Origin of the sequence: Paenibacillus sp. B01, assembly GCF_009649995.1 — a bacterium.
Taxonomy (GTDB): domain Bacteria; phylum Bacillota; class Bacilli; order Paenibacillales; family Paenibacillaceae; genus Paenibacillus_O; species Paenibacillus_O pasadenensis.
The window spans coordinates 223624-245742 of sequence record NZ_CP045802.1 but is presented as its reverse complement, the minus strand read 5'-3'; the positions used below and the strand labels follow the sequence as shown (position 1 = coordinate 245742).

At 67.6% G+C, this 22119-nt stretch carries 17 protein-coding genes and 1 riboswitch; of the genes, 16 read left to right on the top strand and 1 reads right to left on the bottom strand.

The genetic code is table 11. The annotated features are described in order from the left end of the window. The first annotated feature begins 129 nt into the window (after window positions 1–129). The 11 genes from GE073_RS01105 to GE073_RS01055 all read left to right on the top strand — a co-directional run bounded on the left by GE073_RS01105 (window position 130) and on the right by GE073_RS01055 (window position 13094). Entirely contained in the window at window positions 130–2082 is a 1953-nt protein-coding gene (locus tag GE073_RS01105) for a M1 family metallopeptidase (protein WP_153782565.1), read from the top strand. Window positions 2083–2110: 28 nt separating this feature from the next. Continuing rightward, window positions 2111–2959 (top strand): hypothetical protein, encoded by an 849-nt coding sequence (locus GE073_RS01100; RefSeq protein WP_043112041.1) that lies wholly within the window; start codon window positions 2111–2113, stop codon window positions 2957–2959. A gap of 253 nt (window positions 2960–3212) precedes the next feature. Next, complete coding sequence (locus GE073_RS01095; RefSeq protein WP_028600652.1) at window positions 3213–3440, top strand: hypothetical protein; 228 nt, start codon at window positions 3213–3215, stop codon at window positions 3438–3440. A 235-nt stretch (window positions 3441–3675) separates the two neighbouring features. Continuing rightward, window positions 3676–3834, top strand: a riboswitch (cyclic di-AMP (ydaO/yuaA leader). A gap of 5 nt (window positions 3835–3839) precedes the next feature. Further along, window positions 3840–4343 carry a C40 family peptidase gene (locus tag GE073_RS01090; RefSeq protein WP_028600653.1) on the top strand — a complete coding sequence of 168 codons (504 nt, stop codon included), beginning with the start codon at window positions 3840–3842 and terminating at the stop codon, window positions 4341–4343. Between the two features lie 132 nt (window positions 4344–4475). Continuing rightward, window positions 4476–5987: a cryptochrome/photolyase family protein gene (locus GE073_RS01085; RefSeq protein WP_028600654.1), complete on the top strand. Its 1512-nt coding sequence runs from the start codon at window positions 4476–4478 to the stop codon at window positions 5985–5987. A gap of 53 nt (window positions 5988–6040) precedes the next feature. Continuing rightward, a complete protein-coding gene (locus GE073_RS01080) occupies window positions 6041–6718 on the top strand; it encodes a M15 family metallopeptidase (protein WP_153782564.1) in 678 nt (225 codons plus the stop codon). 104 nt (window positions 6719–6822) lie between these two features. Continuing rightward, window positions 6823–8889 carry an alkaline phosphatase gene (locus GE073_RS01075; protein WP_153782563.1) on the top strand — a complete coding sequence of 689 codons (2067 nt, stop codon included), beginning with the start codon at window positions 6823–6825 and terminating at the stop codon, window positions 8887–8889. A 14-nt stretch (window positions 8890–8903) separates the two neighbouring features. Continuing rightward, window positions 8904–9998 (top strand): hypothetical protein, encoded by a 1095-nt coding sequence (locus GE073_RS25210; protein WP_153782562.1) that lies wholly within the window; start codon window positions 8904–8906, stop codon window positions 9996–9998. Further along, complete coding sequence (locus tag GE073_RS01065) at window positions 9995–10690, top strand: ABC transporter ATP-binding protein (protein ID WP_194843233.1); 696 nt, start codon at window positions 9995–9997, stop codon at window positions 10688–10690. Before GE073_RS25210 ends, GE073_RS01065 begins: the two co-directional genes overlap by 4 nt. A gap of 191 nt (window positions 10691–10881) precedes the next feature. Next, window positions 10882–12165 (top strand): ABC transporter permease, encoded by a 1284-nt coding sequence (locus tag GE073_RS01060; RefSeq protein WP_153782561.1) that lies wholly within the window; start codon window positions 10882–10884, stop codon window positions 12163–12165. A 158-nt stretch (window positions 12166–12323) separates the two neighbouring features. Continuing rightward, window positions 12324–13094 (top strand): exodeoxyribonuclease III, encoded by a 771-nt coding sequence (locus tag GE073_RS01055; RefSeq protein ID WP_153782560.1) that lies wholly within the window; start codon window positions 12324–12326, stop codon window positions 13092–13094. Between the two features lie 449 nt (window positions 13095–13543). On the opposite strand, the gene GE073_RS01050 is transcribed toward GE073_RS01055, so the two are convergent. Next, on the bottom strand, window positions 13544–14506 hold the full coding sequence (locus GE073_RS01050) for a 3'-5' exonuclease (RefSeq protein WP_153782559.1): 963 nt from the start codon (window positions 14504–14506) through the stop codon (window positions 13544–13546). 201 nt (window positions 14507–14707) lie between these two features. Between GE073_RS01050 and GE073_RS01045 the strand changes: the two genes are divergently transcribed. The 5 genes from GE073_RS01045 to GE073_RS01025 all read left to right on the top strand — a co-directional run bounded on the left by GE073_RS01045 (window position 14708) and on the right by GE073_RS01025 (window position 21502). Beyond that, window positions 14708–16366, top strand: a complete 1659-nt coding sequence (locus tag GE073_RS01045; RefSeq protein WP_153782558.1) for a helix-turn-helix domain-containing protein — start codon at window positions 14708–14710, stop codon at window positions 16364–16366. Window positions 16367–16617: 251 nt separating this feature from the next. Further along, complete coding sequence (locus GE073_RS01040) at window positions 16618–17625, top strand: ABC transporter substrate-binding protein (protein ID WP_028600661.1); 1008 nt, start codon at window positions 16618–16620, stop codon at window positions 17623–17625. Window positions 17626–17632: 7 nt separating this feature from the next. Continuing rightward, the gene (locus GE073_RS01035) at window positions 17633–18640 is read left to right on the top strand and encodes a FecCD family ABC transporter permease (protein ID WP_153782557.1); all 1008 of its coding nucleotides are present in this window, start codon (window positions 17633–17635) and stop codon (window positions 18638–18640) included. Then, a complete protein-coding gene (locus GE073_RS01030) occupies window positions 18633–19757 on the top strand; it encodes a FecCD family ABC transporter permease (RefSeq protein ID WP_084137596.1) in 1125 nt (374 codons plus the stop codon). The genes GE073_RS01035 and GE073_RS01030 overlap by 8 nt, the downstream gene beginning before the upstream one ends. A gap of 14 nt (window positions 19758–19771) precedes the next feature. Continuing rightward, the gene (locus GE073_RS01025) at window positions 19772–21502 is read left to right on the top strand and encodes an alpha/beta hydrolase (RefSeq protein WP_153782556.1); all 1731 of its coding nucleotides are present in this window, start codon (window positions 19772–19774) and stop codon (window positions 21500–21502) included. Window positions 21503–22119 lie beyond the last annotated feature (617 nt).

Below are 22119 nucleotides of genomic sequence, written 5' to 3'. Positions count from 1 at the left end.
CCCCGCCCGCACGCCGCTCCCGGCGTACAAGCAGGGGCTTGTATTCGATATTTTTCATTTTAGCTAATAATCCGGCAAAAGCAAACATATAGATGGCTTACAAGCTTGTCAACGGGAGGGAACCGGTTCATGACCTGTCGCCGATCATACAAACCTTTTCTGCATGCAGCCCTGCTGCTCGCCCTCTTGCCGCTGCCGTGGGCCGGAACGGGACTGGCCTACGCGGAGCCTGCCGCCGGACAGGCCGCCACGCCCGCAGTCGAAGCCTCCCCGGCTCCCGCCCCCGTGTCGCAGCCGCTGTCCCAGCGCGTCACGGACTACCAGATCCAGGTCAAGCTGAGCGGCAAGACGCTGACCGGCACCGAGACCGTCACGTGGAAAAATCCCGGCAAGAAGACCGTGTCGGACATGTACCTTCATCTGTATCCGAACGCCTTTCTGTCGGACGAGACGACGTTCATGAAGGAGTCGGGCGGACGGCTCCGCGAGGACAAGGCGACCGAGGCGAGCCGCGGCTACATGCGGCTGGAGTCGCTCAAGACCGAGGACGGCGCGAGCCTGATGCCGCGCGTGCACTTCGTCCAGCCGGACGACGGCAACGAGAGCGACTACACGCTGGCCAAGCTCAAGCTCCCGCAGCCGGTCGCGCCCGGCGAGGAAGTGACGCTGCACATCGGCTTCAGCGTCGGCCTGCCGGAGGTGTTCGCGCGCATGGGCTACTCCGGCAGCTTCGTCATGGCCGGCCAGTGGTTCCCGAAGATCGCCGCCTACAACACCGCGTCCGGCTCGCGCCCCGAGGGCTGGAACGCCCATCAGTACCACGGCAACTCCGAGTTCTACAGCGACTTCGGCCTCTACTCGGTCAAGATCGACGTGCCGGCCGGCTACAAGGTGGCGGCGACCGGCGTGCAGACGAAGCCCGCCGAGGCGTCCAAGGACGGCCAGACGTTCACGTTCTACGCCGAGGACGTGCATGACTTCGCCTGGTCGGCCTCGCCGGACTTCCTCTACAGCGAGGAGGCGTTCTCCGCGCCGGGCGTGCCCGGCGTGCGCATCAAGCTTTACCTCGACCCGCTCCACAAGAAGCTGGCCGAGCGCTACATGCATGCGGCCAAGTCGGCTCTCGCCAAGTACTCGCAGTGGTACGGCGCCTATCCCTACAGCACGCTGTCGATCGTCGTCCCTCCCGCGGCCGCGAACGGCGCCGGGGGCATGGAGTATCCGACGCTCGTGACCGCCTTCGGCGCCGATACGGACAATCCCGGCTACAGCCTCGAGCGCACCGTCGTGCATGAGATCGGGCATCAGTACTGGTACGGCATGGTCGCGTCCAATGAATTCGAGGAAGCCTGGCTCGACGAGGGCTTCACCTCCTACTCGGAGGACAAGATCATGGAAAGCGAGTACGGCGTCGAGCCGCGCACCGCGCTGGAGGCGAGCTACGTCACCGATCCCGCTCCGCTCAAGCTGCTGTCCTGGTCGTACGGCTCCCATGGCCGCTACGCCGACAACGTCTACAGCCGGGCGAAGCTCGTGCTGACCGGCATCGAGCAGCGGACGGGACCGACGATGATGAACAAGATCCTGCGGACGTATTTCAACCAGTACAAATTCAAGCATCCGACGACGGCCGACTTCAAGCGGGTCGTGGAGCAGGTGACCAAGGACAGCTGGGACGACTACTTCAGCCAGTTCGTCTATGGCGGCCAGACGGCCGACTACGCGGTCGACTCGATCCGCGTCTCCCCGCTGGAAAGCGGCGGCGGCAAGCCCGGCTACGAGTCGCAGGTCGTCATCCGCCGCCTCGACGGCGTATACGGCCCGGTGAACATCCGCTTCCGCTTCGCCGACGGACGAACGATCGAGCGCATGTGGGACGGCGTGGAGGCCGACACGAGCTTCAAGCTGACCTCCTCCTCCCCGCTGCTGTGGGCGGCGGTCGATCCGGATCGGCTCAACGTGCTGGACAACCGGCAGATCAACAACTTCCTGCGCGCCGAGGCGCCGGCGGACCAGCGGGTGCGGATCAGCCTCGGCATCGTCAAGGCGCTGGAATGGCTCGCAGGAGCGTTCGCCTGGTGAGGGCGGCGGAAGAAAGGAGCGTGATCCCGTGTCCACCTATCTCAAGCAAGGCTGGGGGCTGACTGTCAAGCATCTGCCGATCGCCGCCTTCCTGTTCCTGTACCGGCTGCTGTGGGGCTTCTTCCTGTACCGGCTCGTCGACTCCGTCGTGCGCCCGCTCGTGCAGCGCTATCCCGGGGCGGACGGAGCCGCCTCCGGCGCAGACGCGATCTTCTGGGCGGAGTCGCAGTTCCGGCTGCTCAAGACGGATCTGGCCCATCCGTATCTATGGCTGCTGGGCGGACTGCTGCTCGCCCGCCTGCTGCTCGGTCCGCTGCTGAGCGCCGGACTCGCCTACTCCGTGCGGCATGCCGCGGAGTCCGGAGCCGAAGGAGGCACGCGCTTCCTCGAGGGCATCCGCGTCTGCTGGAAGCCGTTCATCCTGCTCGCTGCCGCCGAGCTGACGCTCGCGCTCGCTCCGGCCGTCTGGCTTGCGCGGGAGGGCTTCCAACGCTTCCAGCACTACAGCTCGCTGCCGCAGCTGGCCGCGGACGCGCTGCCCTGGGCCGGAGCGTGGCTGCTCTGGATCGGACTGCTCCATGTGCTGATCCTCAGCCTGCAGTTCGGCGCGGCAAGCGGCCTGGGCGCAGGGGCGAGCTTCCGCCAGGCGCTGCGCCGCCTGCTGCCGCTGGCAGGCGTCAGCCTCGTCCTGCTGCTGCTGTCGGGCCTGCTGCAAGCCGGCGTCAGCGCTGGGGCGATGGCCTGGGCCGGCCTTGCCGCCATCGTCATCCAGCAAGGGTATCATTTCGTCCGCACGCTGATCGACGTCTGGATCCTCTCCGCGCAGTACAGCTGCTGGTCCGACAAGCCAGATGCCGGAGGACGTCAGGTTAGTTGACAAATCCGAATGTCCATCCTATAATTGTGTAAATTCTCTGACAATTTTGTCTTGTTTTTCGGACCCGAATGCGGTGTATATAACATCCAGGCCGGCCGCGCAGCGCCGCCCCGGCACCGCCCCGCGAACACCAAACCTTCATCTGCCGATGATCGTACGATCATCATCCGCAGCTTTAATGGAGCATAGAAGCCATCGAATGCAGGACATGCTAGAGGAGAGTTTCATTTTAGAGAGAGAGGAAAGATTGACCATGACCGAAAAAATCTACGCCTACTACGAGCAGCTGCATCAAGCGACCGGCGATCTGCTGGACCGCGCCGGCGCCTACCGGAACGCGCAGGAGCTGGAAGCCCTGCAGAGCGAGCACGCCCGCCTGCGCCCGGAAGGGCTCGATCTCAGCGAGGCCGCGCTGACCCGCCTGATGGGCATGCGCACGAAGCTGCTCACGTTGATGGAAAACTCGCTGTACACGGCCTGATCCCCCGATTCGGATCGCTCCGGCGCGAACGACGCGCCGACCGCAAAAGCGCCCCTCGCGGGGGGCGCTTTTTTTCGATGCGGCAGAGCCGAAGCGGCCCGCCGGCAGAGGCGTCGATTCGACTCGAGCCCCCGAAGCAAGCGCTGTCATTTGTCTCTTTCAACATGAGAATTATGAGAAAATGTCGGGAAAGGGAGGAAAATAGCTTAAAGAAAAGAATACCACTTCCAGAAGCAGTTCAAACATGCCGAGTTCCATGACTATGGAAACGGGGGAACCATCTCAGGGTGAATTGATTTCGCCCTCCTCGCCGCAAGGCAGGAAGGCCGAGAAATCATAGGGAACCTTCAACCGAACCCCACAGCTAACCTCGTAGGCTCTGGAAGGAGCACTTCAGCTTTGAAGAAGAAAGCCGCAGCAATCGCACTCGGACTTGCCCTGCTGTTCTCGGCAGGCGCGCAAAGCGCATCGGCAGGATCCAAAATGGACGGCGTCATCAGCGACGTCATCGGCACGCCGTACAAGTCGGCGGGCACCACCTCGAAAGGCTTCGACTGCTCGGGCTTCACGTCCTACGTGTTCAAGCAGTTCAAGATCACGCTCCCCCACTCGTCCGCGGCTCAATCGGCCATGGGCAAGAAGGTCGCCAAAGACGACCTGAAGGCGGGAGATCTCGTGTTCTTCAATACGAGCGGCAAGGGCGTCTCCCATGTGGGCGTCTACGTCGGCGACGGCAAGTTCGCTCACGCTTCCTCAAGCCGAGGCGTGACGATCAGCGAGCTGAGCGAGTCCTACTACGCCAAGCGCTATATGTCCGCCCGCCGCGTCATGGACGACAAGACGTTCGAGAAGTACGCGGACGACGCTGCCGACCAGCCGGACGGCGGTCCGGACGTCGATTAAAAGCCTTTCGAAGCCGGACGAGCAGACCGCAGCAAGCCTCCCCTCGGAGCGCCTGCTGCGGTTTGTTTGCATTCCGGCAGGGTAGTACGGAAAGAGCATGATCGGCCGCGGCCGATCCAAGGAGGCAAGGACATGTATCTGTTCATCCACCGCAAGGATCTCCGAGCGGGCGATCTGCGCGCGTTCGACTACGCCGCCAGCCTCGGCATGCCGGGCATCCATGCGCTGATCCTCGATCCGGCGCAGCTCGGGAACGGCCGCGCCGAGTCCCATCCCGGACGGCATTTCCTGCGGGCAGCCGGGATGCTGCAGCGGGATTATGCGGCGCAAGGGGCCGAGCTGCAGCTGCTGCACGGCGATCCCGCCGACGTGCTGGACGACCTGCTCGAGCGGGAGCCGATCCGCGAGGTCGTCGTCACCGCCGACCATACGCCTTATGCGCGGCGGCGGGACGAGCGGCTCGCCGCCGTCTGCCGCAGCCGGGGCGTGCGCTGGACGGCGCTGGAGGACGTGCCTCTCGCCGATCTGGACGCGTTCCAGGAGCAGACGGGAAGAAAAGAGCCGTACCGCGTGTTCACGCCGTTCTACCGGGCGTGGAACGGTTATGTCCGCTCGCGGCTCGCGCCGCCTCCGGCCGTCGCTGCCGGCGGCCTGCCGACCGCCCGGCTCTCCGGCGGCGGCAGCTGGAGCGTGCCGGGCGAGCTGATCGGACTGCTCGCGGCCGCCGTGCCGGAGGACGAGCGCCCCGAGCGGCAGCTGGAGCGGTTCCTCGGCGGCAGCCTGCAGGCGTACGAGGAGCTGCGCGACCGCTACGCGCTGGATGCCGGGAGCGGCCTCTCGCGCTGGCTGAACGTCGGCGCGCTGTCGGCCCAGCGCGCCTACGGCCTCGCTCTGGATGCCGCCCGGACCGAGGACGGGCGCGAGCCGCTTGCCTTCGGCGGAGCGGCCGGCTGGCGGGCGGACGCCGCGAGCCAGCTCGAGCTGGCGCTGCCGGGCAGCGGCGAAGGCCCTGGCTCCGCGCCGCGCGATCCGTCGGCCGCGGCGGCGCGCTCCGGCGCGGAGAGCTGGATCCGCCAGCTCGCCTGGCGGGAGTTCTACCTGTACCAGGCGCGGTTCGACGCGGACTTTTTCCGCTATGAGGAGCAGGTCGACCTGTCCGGCCTGACGGAGCGGCATGCGGAGGCATGGCGGCAAGGCCGCACCGGCATCCCGCTCATCGACGCGGCGATGACGCAGCTGCGGACGACCGGCGAGCTGCCGAACCGGCTGCGCATGATCGCGGCGATGTTCCTGTGCAAAAACCTGCTGGCGCCGTTCACGGCGGGAGAGCGATGGTTCCGCGAGCAGCTGCTCGACTACGACGCTACGCTGAACCGCGGCGGCTGGCTGTGGAGCAGCTCGCTCGGCTTCGACGCCGCTCCGTACTTCCGCATCATGAATCCGGTCGTCCAGTCCAAGCGCTGGGATCCGGACGGCGCCTACATCCGGCGCTGGCTGCCCGAGCGGGCCGGATGGTCCGCCGCCGCCGTGCACGAGCCTTCGCCGCAGGCGGTCGTCGACCTCAAGGCGTCGCGCGCCCGCGCCATCGAGACGTACAAGCGGCTGCTCGCGAAGCCTTCCCGCCCGCTCGATCGTCTTCATTAGAACATAGACAAGGCGCAACCAAGACTACGCCAGCGAAGGAGACGCACATGGGAATGCCTCGACCGACACCCGCCCCCGCCCGGGCAGACGCCCGCGCCGCCGTCCGGCGCAAGCCGCGACGCAAGCGGAGCCCGCTGGGCGGGCTGCTCATCGTCGCCGGACTGGCCGCCGGGACGCTCGCCCTGCTCAAGCTGGAGCTGCCGCGGGCGTTCGACAAGATCGTGCCGCAAGGCCTGTACCGCGACGTGCCGCCCGTCGCCGGCCTGCATCCCGAGGTTCGGGCGGCGAGCGAGCGGCTCACCGCCCAGGCGAAGGCCGCCGGCATCGCCGTCGTGTTCACTGACGGCTTCCGCAGCGAGGCCGAGCAGGACGCGATCTACGCCCAGGGGCGGGATCGCGAGGGCCGCATCGTCACCCATGCCAAGGGCGGCGAGTCGTTCCACAACTACGGGCTCGCGATCGACTTCGCCCTGAAGGACCGCTCCGGCGACATCATCTGGGACATGGAGTACGACGGCAACAAGAACGGCCGGGCCGACTGGCTCGAGGTCGCCGACATGGCCAAGCGGCTCGGCTTCAGCTGGGGCGGCGACTGGGAAGGCTTCAAGGACAACCCTCATCTGCAGATGGATTTCGGCTACTCGATCCGCGAGCTGCAGCTCGGCAACCGTCCGGACGGCTCGCTGCTCGCGGACGGCACGGCGAGCGGGCCGCCAGAGAAGGCGGAATAATTTACAAATAAACTATTTGCCGCTAAACATCCCCGCATAAAGCCCTCTTAAGATAACGGATGAGCACTCGTTCATACCTAATTCTCTTGGGAGGGTTTTTTGAGATGAGAAAATCAAGCAAGACGAGCCGCATCCTGCTCGGGGCCATGCTGGCCGCCGCGACGGCCGTCGGCGGAGCCGGACTCGCCGAGCTCGGCCCGCAGCCCGCCGCGGCCGCGGAAGCCGCGGAGACGGCGAATGCCGCCCCGTCCATCTACATCGCCCCGATCCACCAGGCCAAGTTCCTCGCCGGCGCGAAGTTCGATTTTCGCGTCGAGCTGAACGACTGGACGGGCGACGCCTCGGCCGTCCGCATCACGATCAACGGCAAGAGCCCCGAAGCCGTCTTCGGCAAAAAGCTCGAGCTGACCTCCACCGCCAAGAGCCGCGAATTCACCGTCCGCGACGTCTCCTTCCCCAAGGCCGGAACCGTCTCCGTCTCCGTCCAGGCCGGCAGCCTGAAGCGCACCGTGCAGTATGAAGTCGTGAATACGGAGCAGGCCGGCCGCAAGGCGAAAAACGTCATCCTGTTCGTCGGCGACGGCATGGCCCAGCCGAGCATCACGATCGCCCGCGTCATGTCCAAGGGACTGACCGAGGGCAAGTACAACGGCCTGCTCGAGCTGGACAAGCTGGAGCAGCGCGCCGTCGTGACGACTTCGGGCATGGACTCCCTCGTCACCGACTCCGCCAACAGCGCGAGCGCCTACAACACCGGCCATAAATCGGCGGTGAACGCGCTCGGCATCTACCCCGACAATACGGAGAACTCGCTCGACGATCCGAAGGTCGAGACGCTGGCCGAGATGCTCAAGCGCTCGCGCGGCATGTCCGTCGGCATCGTGACGACGTCCGAGATCGAGGACGCCACGCCGGCCGCGGTCGTCTCCCACACGCGCCGCCGCGCCGACAAGGCCGAGATCGCCGACATGATGCTGCAGCTGCAGCCGGAGGTCGTGATGGGCGGAGGCTCGGCGTACTTCCTGCCGAAGTCCGTGCCGGGCTCCAAGCGCAAGGACGAGAAGGACCTGATCGGCGGCTTTGAAAAGGCGGGCTATACGTTCGTCGAGAGCGCGGCCGGCCTGAAAAGCTCCGGCACGCCGGACAAGCTGCTCGGCCTGTTCCATACCGGCGACATGAATGTGTACTACGACCGCTCCACGGGCAACGCGGCGGCGCTCAAGTCGTTCACCGACCAGCCGACGCTCTGGGACATGACGAAAAAGGCGATCGACGTGCTGAAGAAGAACGACAACGGCTTCTTCCTCGTCGTCGAGGGCGCGAGCATCGACAAGCAGCTGCACACGATGGACTGGGAGCGCTCCGCCTACGACACGATCGAGATGGACAAGGCGATCGGCCTCGCCCGCGCTTATGCCGACGCCAGCGGCGACACGCTCGTCGTGGCGACGGCCGACCATGCCCACTCCACGAGCATCGCCGGCACGTACTGGGAAGGCGACGGCAAGACCGGCCGCGAGGCGGTGCGCACGTACGAGCAGTCGAAGTTCCCGACGTACGTCGATGCCGACAAGGACGGCTTCCCGGACTCGCCGGACGTGGACCGCAAGCTGGCCGTCGTCTTCGGCGCGACGCCGGACTACTATGAGGACTATAAATTCAGCGCCGTGCCGCAGGCTCCGGCCGTGCTGTCGGGCGACGCCTACATCGCCAATCCCGGCACGCTCGCCGATCCGAAGGCCGAGGACAAGGACAAGTACCTGCACACCGGCACGCTGCCGAAGTCCGAGGGCACCGAGGTGCACTCCGCCGACGACGTTCCGCTGATGGCGCATGGTCCCGGAGCGGAGTACTTCAAGGGCACGCTCGACAATACCGACGTATTCTTCGGCATGGCCCAGGCGCTCGGGCTGCGCCTCGACGGCAGCAAGCTCGACGCCAAGCAGAACTGGATCGAGCTGGACGAATTCCTGCGCTCGTTCGGCGGCAGCCGCACGTACGATGCCAAAAAGGCCGTCTCGACCGTCAAGGCCGGCGGAACGACGCTCGTGCTCGATCATGGAAAAGGCATCGCCAAAAAGGGCAGCCAGACGGTTCCCCTGAAGTTCAAGACCGAGAACGGCAAATTGATCGTCTCCAGCGACTCGCTGCTGGCTTCCCTCAGCCGATGAGGGGCCGCAGCGCAGTGCTTGGCGCCTGCAGCCTCGTGCCGCGCCGCGCCTCCGCCATCGTGGCGGGGCTCGCGGCGGCCGGGCTGCTGCTGGGCGGCTGCGGAGCCCCGGCTCTCCCTCTAGAGGGAGAGCCGATGGCCGTTGCCGGGGCGCAGCCGGGCGCAGCCGGCGAGCCGCAGGCTGCGGCGGCGCAGAGCGGAGACGGCTCGCTCGCGGCGGGCGGCGAGGCGCGCGGCGGCGCGAACGGCTCTGAGGCGGCAGCGGCGCCGGCAGCGGCCGGAGCGGCAGCGGCGAGCAGCGAAGCGCCCGGAGGGGCCGTGGCGGGCAGCGAGGCGGCTGGAGGGGCCGTGGCGGGCAGCGAAGCGGCTGGAGCGGGCGGCGAGGCGGCCGCGAGCGGCTCCTCCGCAGACGCTTCGCCGAATGGCGGAGCCTCGGCGCCGGGCGCCGCGGCGAAGCCGGCGGCCAGCGCTTCGCCGGACGCTCCGTCCGCCGCGAGCGCCGCTCCTGCGGGCACGGCGTCGACGAAGCCGTCGCCGCACGCCGCCGCGGGCGGCGCGCCGGCTGCCGCAGCCGCCTCGGCGGGAGCGGCTTCCGCTTCGCCCGCAGCCCCTTCCTCCGTCCCGTCTTTCGCTCCGTCGCAGGCTCCGGCCATGTCCGCCTCGCCGACTGCAAGCCCGCTGCGGACCGCCGCTCCTTCTCCTGCCGTCAAGCCAACGGTTCGGCAGAGCCTGGACGGCCCGGCGACGATCCGCTTCTCCGAGCTGTACGGCAAGGAGAGCGTGCGCGGCCTCGCCTTCTCCGACAAGCTCAAGGAGCTGGACGGCATGAAGGTGGAAATGACCGGCTACATGGCTCCTCCGCTGACGGCGACCGTCCGCTTTTTCGTCCTCACCCGCATCCCGCTGGCCGTCTGTCCGTTCTGCTCCTCGGATGCGGACTGGCCGTCGGACATCGTCGTCATCCAACTGCCCGAGGGCAAGGAGCTGACTCCGACCGAGCATCAGGTGAAGGTGACCGGGACGCTCAGCATCGGCTCGCAGACCGACGAGGAGACCGGCTTCGTCAGCCTAATCCGCATCGTCGCCGACAAGACGGAGGTGCTGTCATGACGCTGCTTCGCCTGGAGAATGTCGTCAAGCGCTACCGCGCTCCGGACGGAACGGAGCTGACCGTGCTGGAGGTGCCCTGGTGGGAGCTCGATCGAGGCGAGCGCGTGGCGCTCGTCGGTCCGAGCGGGTCCGGCAAGAGCACGCTGCTCCATCTGCTGTGCGGCATCGTCCGTCCGAGCTCCGGCTCGATCAAGCTGCTCGGCGAGCGGCTGGAGACGATGAAGGAAAGCGCGCTCGACCGCCTGCGCGCCTCCCAGGTCGGCTATGTCCACCAAAGCTTTCAGCTGCTGCCCGGCTTCACCGCGCTGGAGAACGTGCTTGCCGCGGCCGCCTTCGGCAGCTCCCTGAGCAAGCGGCGGCAGCGCGAGCGCGCGGCCGAGCTGCTCGAGCGGGCCGGTCTCGGCGACCGCCTGGACCATCTGCCCCGCCAGCTCAGCCAGGGCCAGCAGCAGCGCGTCGCGATCGCCCGCGCGCTCGTCAACGAGCCGGCGCTGTTGCTGGCGGACGAGCCTACGGCGAGCCTCGATCCCGAGACGGCGGCCCGCGTCATGGAGCTGCTGATCGGCTCGGCCGCCGCTTCCGGAGCGGCGCTGCTGCTGTGCACGCACGACCCGGAGATGGCCGCGCGCATGGAGCGGTCCGTATCCATCAAGGAGCTGGCGGCGCGGCCCGCCGCCGCTCGGCTCGCCTGACGGACTCTGGTGCGCGGAGCCGCTGCAGACCGCGATCTGGCCCGCATGGAGCGTCTGGAGACCGCGCGCCGTTCGCTGCGCTCCGTCCTCGCCTGCGCGGTTCGCCGGAAGGACAGGACAGCGACATGCGGCCCCTTCCGGCCTCCACGCATCGCCTCATCCTTTCGACCGCATAAGGAGGTCCGATCGACATGTCCCTCTTCTCCATGGCCTGGCGCGGCCTGATGGCCCGCCGGGCGCAGACGCTGATTACCGCCGCCGTCGTCATGATCGGCCTGTCGGTGACGCTCGCCGTGCTCCTGCTCTCCAGCGGAGCGCGGCAAGGCATCGAGCGGGCGAGCGAGCCGTTCGGGCTGCTCATCGGCTCCAAGGGCAGCGCCAACCAGCTCGTATTCAATACGATTTTCCTCATGGACAAACCGCTGGCCAACCTGAGCTATGCCTACTACGAACGTCTCGCCGCCGATCCCGAGATTCGGACGGCCGTGCCGTTCGCGCTCGGCGACCAGTACCGGGGCCGCAGGCTCGTCGGCACGACGCCGGCCTTTTTCGGCCTGAGCGCCCGGCCGGCCGATCCGCCTTATTTCAAGCTGCGCGAGGGCCGGCTGTTCGACCAGCCGTTCGAGGCGGTCGTCGGCGCGGAAGCCGCCGCCCGCGACGGCTTGCGCATCGGCGACACGTTCGTGTCGGAGCATGGCGTCGCGGCATCGGCCGAACCGGACGAGCACGGCGAGCATCCGTATACGGTCGTCGGCATCCTGGAGCGGCTGCACGCCCCGTCCGATCAGGGCATCTACGTGAGCATGGAAAGCTATTGGCAAAGCCATGACCATGGCGCGGACGAGGCGGCGGCAGGCGGCGAGGCTCATGTGGACGAGAATGCCGCTGGCGGCGGCGAGGCCCATGCGGACGAGTCGCCGGAAGACGAGGCGGCTCACGGCGTGACAGCGATCCTCGTCAAGCCGAACAGCTACATCGGCCTGATGAAGCTGTACCAGCAGACGAACGCCGGCGAGGAAGCGCAGGCCGTCCTGCCCGGCCAGACGCTCGCCATGCTGTTCGACATGATGGGCAGCGGGGAGCAGGCGCTGCGCGGCATCGGCTGGGTGCTGCTCGGCATGGCCGGCCTGACCGTATGCCTCTCGCTGTACAGCTCGGCGGTCGAGCGCAGGCGCAGCGTCGCTATCCTGCGCTCGCTCGGAGCCGGGCGGCGGCAGGTGATGGCCATCGTGCTGCTCGAATCCGCGCTCATGACCGGGCTCGGCTGCGCGCTCGGCGTGCTCGGCGCCTACGGGCTCGCTGCCGTGCTGGCCGGCTACGCCCGCTCTCACGTATCCATCGCTTTGCCCTTGAGCTTCGACTGGTCCTCGATCGGCCTCGCGGCTCTCGTACTCGCCGCCGGCATCGTATCCGGCCTCGCTCCCGCCATCGGAGCTTACCGGACCGAGTCGGCCCGCCACCTGAGTCCATCCTGACCGCCAAGCGAAAGCCCGCGAGCAAGGGCGTTTTTGTCCTTGCTCGCGGGCTTTCGCACGGGCTGGCGCTCCGGCCGCTTCCTTTCCCTTCCGCTGACAACGCTCGTCCCCCCGTGCTACACTGGACGGACGATCACGACAGCAGGGAGAGAAGCGAATTGAAGCTGGTATCATGGAACGTCAACGGCCTGCGAGCCTGCGTGAAGAAAGGCTTCGCCGACTACTTCGAGGCGATGGACGCCGACGTCTTCTGCGTGCAGGAGACAAAGCTGCAAGAGGGGCAGATCGAGCTGGAGCACGGGGAGGGCTACCATCTGTTCTGGAATTATGCCGCGCGCAAGGGCTACTCCGGCACGGCGGTCTGGACGCGCAAGCTGCCGCTGTCCGTGCGGTACGGGCTGGAGGACGACTTCGAGGAGGAAGGACGCATCCTGACGCTGGAGTTCGACGGCTGGTACCTCGTCAACGTCTACACGCCCAACTCGCGGCGCGATCTGTCGCGGCTGCCCTACCGGCTGGAATGGGAAGCCCGCATGCTGGCTTATCTCAAAGGACTGGACGCCGTCAAGCCGGTCATCCTGTGCGGCGATCTGAACGTCGCCCACCAGGACATCGACCTCAAGAACGCCAAGCCGAACCGCGGCAACTCGGGCTTCACCGACGAGGAGCGGGGCTGCATGAGCGCGCTGCTGGAGACCGGCTTCACGGACACGTTCCGCCATCTGCATCCGGACCGGACGGACGCCTATACCTGGTGGTCGTTCATGCCCAAGGTGCGGGAGCGGAACATCGGCTGGCGCATCGACTATTTCCTCGTATCGGACCGGCTGCGCCCGCTGCTCGCCGCTGCGGAGATCGACAGCGCGGTGCTCGGCAGCGACCATTGCCCGGTCGTGCTGGAGCTGACGGAGGAGCCGGCCGCAGGTTGAGGCTGAGCCATGAGCGAACGGATGGCTCCGGAGACGGAGCCTTGCGGCCGCGGCCGTCCGCTGGGCGCCGCTCTACCCGAGCTGCTCGGTTTTTCCGCGCAACTCCGTCCGTTCGGCCTTCCCCTCACCCGAGCTGCTCGGTTTTTCCGCGCAACTCCGTCCGTTCCGCCTTCCCCTATCCCGACTTGCTCGGTTTTACCGCGCAACTCCGACCGTTCCGCCTTCCCCTATCCCGACTTGCTCGGTTTTTCCGCGCAACTCCGTCCATCCAACCTTCCTCTCTCCCGACTTGCTCAGTTTTTCCTTGCAACTCCGTCCGTTCCGCCTTCCCCTCACCCGACTTGCTCGGTTTTCCGCCCTGCTCGGCGCCATGCGAAAAGGACCGGCCTCTCCGCCATTCAGCGGAAGGGCCGGTCCTTTTCAGGCCGGGCTCGCAGCTCTCCGTAACTTTAGAGGAGATGCCGCGGAGAGGGCGAACCGTTCGCTCCATGCTTGGAGTCCGTCGCCGTGGCGGAATCCGCCGAGTCGGCCGCGCCTGCAGCGTCGGCGCCGTCCGTTGAAGCCGAGCCATCCGCCGGCTCATCGCCTGCTTCGGCGTCGGCCGGATCGGCGCCGGCCTCCGCGTCAACCGGCCGCTCGGGACGCGGAGGGCGCGGCTTGACCGGCTTGGCGGCCTCGACGTCGTAGTAGGCCTTCAGCTCGGCGGCTTTTTTGACGTTGTCCATGTCCACCTTCGCCTTCGCCAGCTTATCCGCCACCAGCTCCCACGTCGGGGCGGTCTTCTGGACGACGAGGCCGCGAATGGCGTTTTTGACCATGCGGCGCTCCTTGGCGTTGGAATAGGTGTCCTTGTAGCGGCGGACGTCGCTCTCCGGCAGGATCTCGGGGAAGACGCGGCGGAAAATCTCCGCCGTCATGCGCGCGTCGTCGAGCGCTCGGTGCGCCGAGCCCTCGGCCGGAATGCCCAGCTCCTCGAGCGCCTTTTCCACGCTGACGTCGTTGGTCAGTCCGCGCGTGCGCAGATAGATCTTGAGCAGATCGTAGTAGTCCGCCTGGAGCCAGTATGCGTCGTCGAGCTTGTGCATCCTCGTGTCGAGCACGATCCGCTTCAGGTCCTCGCCGCCCCAGGTGACGAACGTGCAGGCCTCGCTGCGGTCCAGCCAGTGCAGGAACGCCCGGATGACGGGCACGAAGCCCTTGGCCGCGTCGATGTCCTCCTGGGGGATGCCGGTCTTCTCGCGGATGAAGCTGTTGAGCTTGGCAAAATAAACCGGGCGGATCAAGGAGCTGAATTCGTCGACCTGACGGAGCGAGCTGTCGAGCCGCACCGCCCCGATCTCGATGACCTCCATCGGCTTGTCGCTCGCGAACTTTCTCCCGTTGAACTCGATATCGAGAATGATGTAATCCATCGTAACCCTCCAACAATTAGGTTCCTCCATCATACACGAAAGCGGTACCCGAATGACAGCGGCGGACGCCGCAGACGCTTGCGCGGACGGCCGGACCGGCGACGGCGTCCGCAGGCGCCGCCCGCTGAGTAGGCTTGCCGGGCGGGACGATCTGCTTTACACTAGACTGATAACGATTCTCAATGAAAAGGAGAGACCGCCATGATCCGCTCCACCCTGCCGTCCGATCCGCCGCGCGCCGCGCTGCCGCCGATCGACATCGGAGCCTGGACGATCCGGCTGCGGGACGCGGCCGTGCTGCAGGTCGGGCCCGACCTCCCGGGGCTGACGCAGCAGCTGCTCCGTCAGCCCGCGCTGCTCGTGCTGCTCAGCGGCGAGATCCGGCTGGAGCGGGGCGCCGACTCCAGCCGGATGGGCAGCGGCATCGTGTACCTGTGCCCGCCGGAGAGCACGTTCGCGCTCGCCGCCGACGGCGACAGCCGCGGTTCGGCGGCGCTGCTGCGGATCGAGCTGCATGAGCCGGACGCGGCCGTTCCGGGACAGCTGCGTCCGGTCGATGCCGCGACGGTCGCCGCCGCGATGCCGCGCGAGGTGCGGCTGCCCGCCGCGGCCCAGCTCCAGGATCGCTGCCGCGCGATCTGCGCCGGATTCGGCGGGGAGCGGCCGCTCGGCCGCTTGCGCGCGCAAGCCGACGCGCTCCAGCTGCTGCTGGAGGCGCTCGAGGAGTCCGATCCGGCGGCGGACGAGCCGCTTGAGCCGGTGCGGGCCTACATGGAGGAGCATATGCGCGAGCCGCTGTCGCTGGAGCTGCTCGCCGAGCTGGCCGGCTGCAGCCCGAAGCATTTTGCCGCGCGCTTCAAGAAGGCATACGGCAGCACGCCTCATGAGCATCTGACCCAGCTGCGCCTGGCCAAGGCGAAGCAGCTCATGCTCCGCTCGGAGAGCCGGCTGAAGGATGTCGCCCATGCGGTCGGCTACGAGGACGAGTTCTATTTCAGCCGCTTGTTCAAAAAAGCGCACGGCGTCTCCCCCACCCGCTACATGGAGCAGCGGCGGCAGCGGATCGCGGCCTACGGCAACGCGTCGGCGCTCGGCTATCTGCTGCCGCTCGGCGCGCTGCCGCATGCGGCGCCGATGCATCCAAAATGGATGCGCTACTACCTCGAGCGCTGGGGAACCGACGTGCCGCAGCATCTGAGCTACGGCTTGACGGAGCCGCAGGTGCAGGAGGACCTGGAGCAGCTGGAGCGCCTGCAGCCGGAGCTGACCGTATGCTCGTGCGAGCTGGAAGAGGACGTGCTGCGGCGACTCGCGGCGATCGGGCCGATCGCCCGGCTGCCGGAGGAGCAGCCGGACAGCTGGAGAGGCGGCCTGGCCGACATCGGCCGGCGGCTCGGGCTCGAGGCCGAAGCGGAGCGCTGGACCGCCGCCTTTGACCGGCGCATCATGGCGGCGCGCTCGGCGATCGAGGGAGGCCCGGCGCCTTCCGTGCTGCTCGCGCGCGTGCTGAAGGGCCGGCTGTATCCGCATGGCTCCGAGGGGCTGATGGACTTCGTGCATCGGGAGCTCGGCGTGCGGCGTCCGGCCGCGTCCTGGGAGCATCGCGACGGCGGGACGCCGCTGCCGCTGGAGCGGCTGCGCGATTCCGACATCGACCAGATCTGGCTGCTCGTCTGCCAGGAGTCGGAGACGCTGGAGCATTGGGGGCGGTTCAGCCAGTCCCCGGACTGGCTCGGACTGCCCGCCGTCCGTTCCGGCGGACTGCGGATGCTGGCCTCGAGCCCTTGGCGCGAGTATTCGCCGATCGCGCTCGACCGCATCCGCGAGGAGACGCTCGCCCTGCTTGGCCGCCAGACGTAGGCCGGCAGCCGCCGGCGCCGCCATTTCCGCCTCTCCAAGGCCGTCCGCTCCGCCGTCTTCGCTTCTCCGAGGCCGTCCGCTCCGCCGTTTTCCGCTCTGCCAAGCGCTTTCGGAGCATTCCGTTCCCGATTGTCCATGCTTTTTCGTCCCTTTGTCTATGGAGGCGAGGAAGACGATCTTTTAAGATAATGAAAGTGAAATTGAGAATCATTATCATAGAAGGTCCATTTCGAAGGGAGTCTGGTTTCACCATGAAAAAAGTTCTGCTCGCCGCCCTGCTGCTGCTTGCGATCGGAGCGCTCGCCGCCTGCGGCAGCTCCGAATCCAATACCGGAGGCTCCGCCTCCAGCCCGTCCCCGTCGGCCGCACCGTCGGCCTCGCCGTCCGCCGAGCCGAGCGCTTCTCCCGAAGCCTCCGGCACGAAAACCGTCACCTACCTCGGCGAGTCGTACGAGCTGCCCGCCTCCACCGAGCGCATCGTCATCACCGGCGCCGTCGAGGCGATGGAGGACTCCATCCTGCTCGACCTGCACCCGGTCGGCGCGATCAGCTTTTCCGGCGCCTTCCCTCCGCTGTTCGCCTCCATCACGGACAAGGCCGAAGCGGTCGGAGAGAAGACGGAGCCGAACTTCGAGAAGATCCTGTCGCTCAAGCCGGACGTCATCCTCGCCTCGACGAAGTTCGATCCGGCCGTCGTCGAGAAGCTGAAGCAGATCGCCACGGTCATCCCGTACTCCCATGTCTCGACCCACTGGGAGGACAACCTCAAGCTGCTCGGCGAGCTGAGCGGCAAGCAGGCGGAAGCGGCCGCCCAGGCCGACGCCTTCAAGGCCGACCTCGAGGCCGCCAAGACGAAGCTCGGCGACAAGCTGAGCGGCCAGAGCGCCGCCATCGTCCGCATCCGCCAAGGCGAAGTGTACGTCTACGGCAAGGATCTGTTCTTCAACCCGGTGCTGTACGACGACCTCGGCTTCCAGCTGCCGGAGGCGATCGCCGCGGCGAAGAAGCAGGAGGTGCTGTCGATCGAGAAGCTGGCCGAGATGAATCCCGACGTGCTGTTCGTGCAGTTCTCCGAGGACGAGAACGGCAAGGCGACGACGGCTCTCGACGAGCTGCAGAAGAACCCGATCTTCCAAAGCCTCGACGCCGTGAAAAACGGCAGCATGCACGTCAACCTCGTGGACCCGCTGGCCCAGGGCGGCACCGCCTACAGCAAAGTCCAGTTCCTCAAGGCCTTCCTGGAAAAGGCCGGCTCCTGACCTGCCCATGAAGCGTTCCCGAATGCTGCCGGCGGCCATCCTCCTGATGGCTCCGGCAGCTGCTTTGCTTCTTGTCGTCTTCTCGGCGCTGTACGGGGCCAAATCGATCGGCGCGGCAGATGTGTGGGCCGCAGTGACGCGCTTCGATCCCGGCAACGTGGACCATCAGATCATCCGCCACTCGCGGCTGCCGCGCGGCCTCGGGGCGCTGCTCGTCGGCGCCTTCCTCGCCGTCTCCGGCGCGCTCATGCAGGGCATCACGCGCAATCCGCTCGCCTCCCCCTCGCTGCTGGGCGTGGCGGACGGCTCCGTGCTCGCCGTGACGATGGCGATGGTGTTCCTTCCCGATCTGAGCGGGACCGGCCTCGTTTTCGTCTCGATGGCGGGCTCCGCGCTCGGGGCGGCGATCGTGTTCGGCATCGCCTCGCTCGTGCCCGGCGGCAGCTCCCCGGTGAAGCTGGCCATCCTCGGCGCGCTGGCCGGCATGTTCCTCGGCGGCGTCGCCGACGCCCTCGCCATGTATTTCCGCATCCCGCAAAAGATCAGCTTCTGGTACAACGCGCGGCTGCATCAGATGGACCCCGAGCTCGTGCAGCTGGCGCTGCCGTTCGCCGTCGTCGGCCTCGCGCTGGCGCTGCTGCTCGCGCGTCCCGTATCGGCGCTCGCCCTCGGCGAGGAGACCGGCGCCAGCCTCGGCCAGAACGTGCGCCGGGTCAAGCTGCTCTCCATGCTCGCCGTCGTGCTGCTCACCGGCACGGCGGTCGCGATCGCCGGCAAGATCGCCTTCATCGGCCTCATCATCCCGCATATCGCGCGCTTCATCGGCGGCAGCGACTACCGCTGGATCATCCCGCTGTCGGCCGTGCTCGGAGCGCTGTTCCTGACGTTCTGCGACCTGCTCTCGCGCTTCATGAACGCGCCGTTCGAGACGCCGATCGGCATCGTCACCGCGCTGTTCGGCGTGCCGTTCTTCCTCTATCTGATCCGGCGAAAGGGGGCGTCCAGCCATGCCTGAGTCCAGCCAGCGGCATCCAGACGAAGGCAACTCCGGCGGCGAGCGCGGCCGCCGGACAGCCTCGCCCCCGCTTGCGGCTGAGCCCGCAGCCGGGTCCGGCTCGCGCCGCGCCTTTGGGCTCGCCCTCGCCGGAGCGGCCGCCGCGATCATGCTGATCGCCCTGCTCGGCGTGACGACGGGCGAGTTCGCGCTGTCCGTGCCGGACGCGCTGCGCACGCTGCTCGGCGGCGCGGCCGATGCCGACGAGCGGCTCGTCGTATTCGGCTTCCGCCTGCCGCGCATCGTGCTCGCCGCGCTCGTCGGCGTGTCGCTCGGAGCGGCCGGAGCCGCCATGCAAAGCCTGACGCGCAACGGGCTCGCCGATCCCGGCATCCTCGGCATCAACGCCGGAGCCAGCCTCGCCGTCGTGCTGTTCATGCTCGCGCTGCGGGACATCGTCCAGCTGGAGGGCCTCGCCGCCGTCATGACGATGCCGCTGTACGGCACGGCCGGCGGACTCGCCGCCGGCGCGATCATCTTCGCCCTGGCCCGCTCGCGCGGCAGCCTCGATCCGCAGAAGCTGCTGCTCGTCGGCATCGCCGTCACCTCCGGCTTCGGCGCGGCGACGCTCTACATCTCGCTCAAGATGAACCCGCAGGACTTCGAGCGGGCGGCCGTCTGGCTGTCCGGCAGCCTCAACTCGGCCAACTGGCTGTATGTGCTCGCCGTGCTGCCGTGGGTGCTGCTCCTGCTGCCCGCGCTGTGGGCCAAATCCCGCATGCTCGACCTGATGCGCCTGAGCGACGACACGCTGAGCGGACTCGGCGTCGCCCTGAAGCGGGAGCGCCGCACGCTGCTGCTGCTGAGCGCCGGCCTCGTCGCGGCCAGCGTCGCGGTGAGCGGCAGCATCGGCTTCGTCGGCCTGATCGCGCCGCATATGGCGGCGCGCCTGGCTGGCCTGTCGCATCGGCGCCTCCTGCCGCTGAGCGCCTTGCTCGGCGCGGCGCTCGTCATGGCCGGCGACTATGCCGGCCGCACCGCCTTCTCGCCCTCGGAGCTGCCTGCGGGCATCGTCATCTCGATCATCGGAGCGCCTTATTTCGTCTGGCTGCTGATCCGCCAGAAGACGGCGCGCTAAAAAGGAGACCGTCCATGAAATTCGAATCGATCCCAGCCGGCGGCCGCATGCTGTCCGTCTACCTGCCGCCGTCCTACGCGAGCGGCGGCAGCCGGCGGTATCCCGTCCTCTACGTGCAGGACGACGCCGAGCTGATGGAGCATAGCGTCAACTTCATCGACTCGCTCTACGCCTCCGGCGAGCTGCCGGAGCTGATCGTCGCCGGCGTGCCGTCCGCATGCCGCAACGACGACTACACGCCATGGCCGGCGGAGGCCGTCGCTCCCGGCCGGCCCGGCTTCGGCGGCGCGGGGCGCGCCTACGTCGACGAGCTCGCGGGCCGCATCAAGCCCGCGCTCGACGCGCAGCTGCGCACGATGCCGGAGCCGGAGCATACCGGCATCGGCGGCGGCTCGCTGGGCGGGCTGATCGCCCTGCTTGCCGCTTACTGGCGGCCCGACGCCTTCGGCGCGGCCGCCGCGATCTCCCCCTCGCTCTGGTACGAGGGGGCGCTCGACTACATCCGGCGCGAGCCTGCGCCGGATGCGAGGCTGCGGCTGTACCTGTCGGTCGGCACCGCCGAGGGCAGCCTCAAGACGAACCGCCAGCGCGGCATGGCCGCCTCCGTGCCGGAGGCGGCCCGCATCCTGCTGGCGAAGGGCTTCCCGGCGCAGCGGCTGCGCCTGGAGCTGGAGCCGGGCGGCACGCATGACGCCATGTTCATGGCGCTGCGCTTCCCGGCCGCGCTCCGCTTCCTGTTCGGCGGCGGAGCGGCGGAGCCAGGCGGTCCGGCACGGCACGCCGAGGCGGAAGCGGCGGAGCCAGGCGGTCCGGCACGGCACGCCGAGGCGGAAGCGGCTGCATCCCGCGCCGCGCTGGCCGGATCGGCCGCTGCAGCTCAGAGCGCCTCGGCCATCGCCGCCGCATCCGATCTTCCGGCAGCGGCCGCGCAGACGGCCGGGCAGACGGCCGGGCAGACGGCCCGCTACTCCGTGCCGGGCACGGAATGCTTCCCTCTGACGAGCCGAGCCGGCCTGGAGTACCGCATTTTCGTGCATGTGCCGGTCAAGCCCGCCCCTCCCTCCGGGTATCCGCTGCTGTGCGCCGTCGACGGCAACTCCGTCTTCGGCTCGCTCGCGGAGGCGATGCGGCTGCAGACCCGCCATCCGAAAGGGCTGCCGCCCGGCATCGTCGTCGGCATCGGGTATCCGACCGACGAGCCGTTCGCGACCGAGCGGCGCTTCGTCGATCTGACGACTCCCGCCGAGATGGAGGGGCTTCGCCCCGACGGCTCGTCCTGGCCCGCGAACGGCGGAGCCGAGGCGTTCCTCGACTTCCTGCAGGCGGAGCTGCTGCCGGAGCTGGAGCGGCGCTATCCGCTCGATCCGCGGCGCCGGACGCTGTCCGGCCACTCGCTCGGCGGCTTTTTCTCGCTCTATGCGCTCATCCGCCGTCCGGGGCTGTTCCGTTCGCATGTCGCCGGCAGCCCATCGCTCTGGTGGAACGAGCGCATGCTGCTGAAGCTGCTCCCCGAGCTGGAGGCTCGCCTGCAGTCGGGCGGCTCGGCGGCGCTGATGCTCGCCATCGGCGGCGAGGAGAAGGGCTCGATGCTGCAGGACACGCGCGAGCTGCGGCGGCGCCTGCTGCCTCTGGCCGAGTCCGGCCGCCTGCGGCTGACTTACGCGGAGTTCGAGGACGAAGGCCATGTGAGCGTGCTGCATCCGCTCCTCAGTCCGATGCTGCGCTTCGCTTTCTTGGACAAATGAGCCGCAGAGGCCAGCCAGCAGCTGCCGGCTGGCCTCTCCTTCGCTTCGCCGGCTAGTTCCACCCTCCGCCCGCCGCCATTCGTCTCCCGGCTGCCCGTCCCGCTTATGCCGCCGTCCGGCTTGCATGACAAGCGGCTTCTCCGGTGCGCGAAGGGCTGCTGACGACGAATCAGATCGTTAGAAGCCCCGAATGGGGCAGCTCCAACATCTAACGACGCGTGAGGAGCTTAGCCATGCAAAACGGCCGAAAAAACGTGCGGAAAGAGGCTAAAGGCTGTTCTAAGCCTCTGACACGTCGTTAGATTTTGGGAGACGCGAAAAAAGCGGTTCTAAGCGTCTGAGGAGTCGTTAGCATCGGATGGAAGGGCAGACGTCTCGCGGAACAGCAGGAAAACGTCTTCTGCAGAAACCGTGAACCGACCCGGGGAGGATCGAGAACGGGCTGGAGAGCCGTCGACTGGCCATTCCCGACAAAGGCTTCCCACAGGTTGACCATGGACAGGGCACTAGCAGCAGCCTATCCGCTTTGATTCTAGGCATTCGTAGAAAGCTTCTCTGGCTGCGGCGCTTCCTAGTGCCATTTTCACCACTAGGAAGCGCGCTTCCCTGGCCTCCAC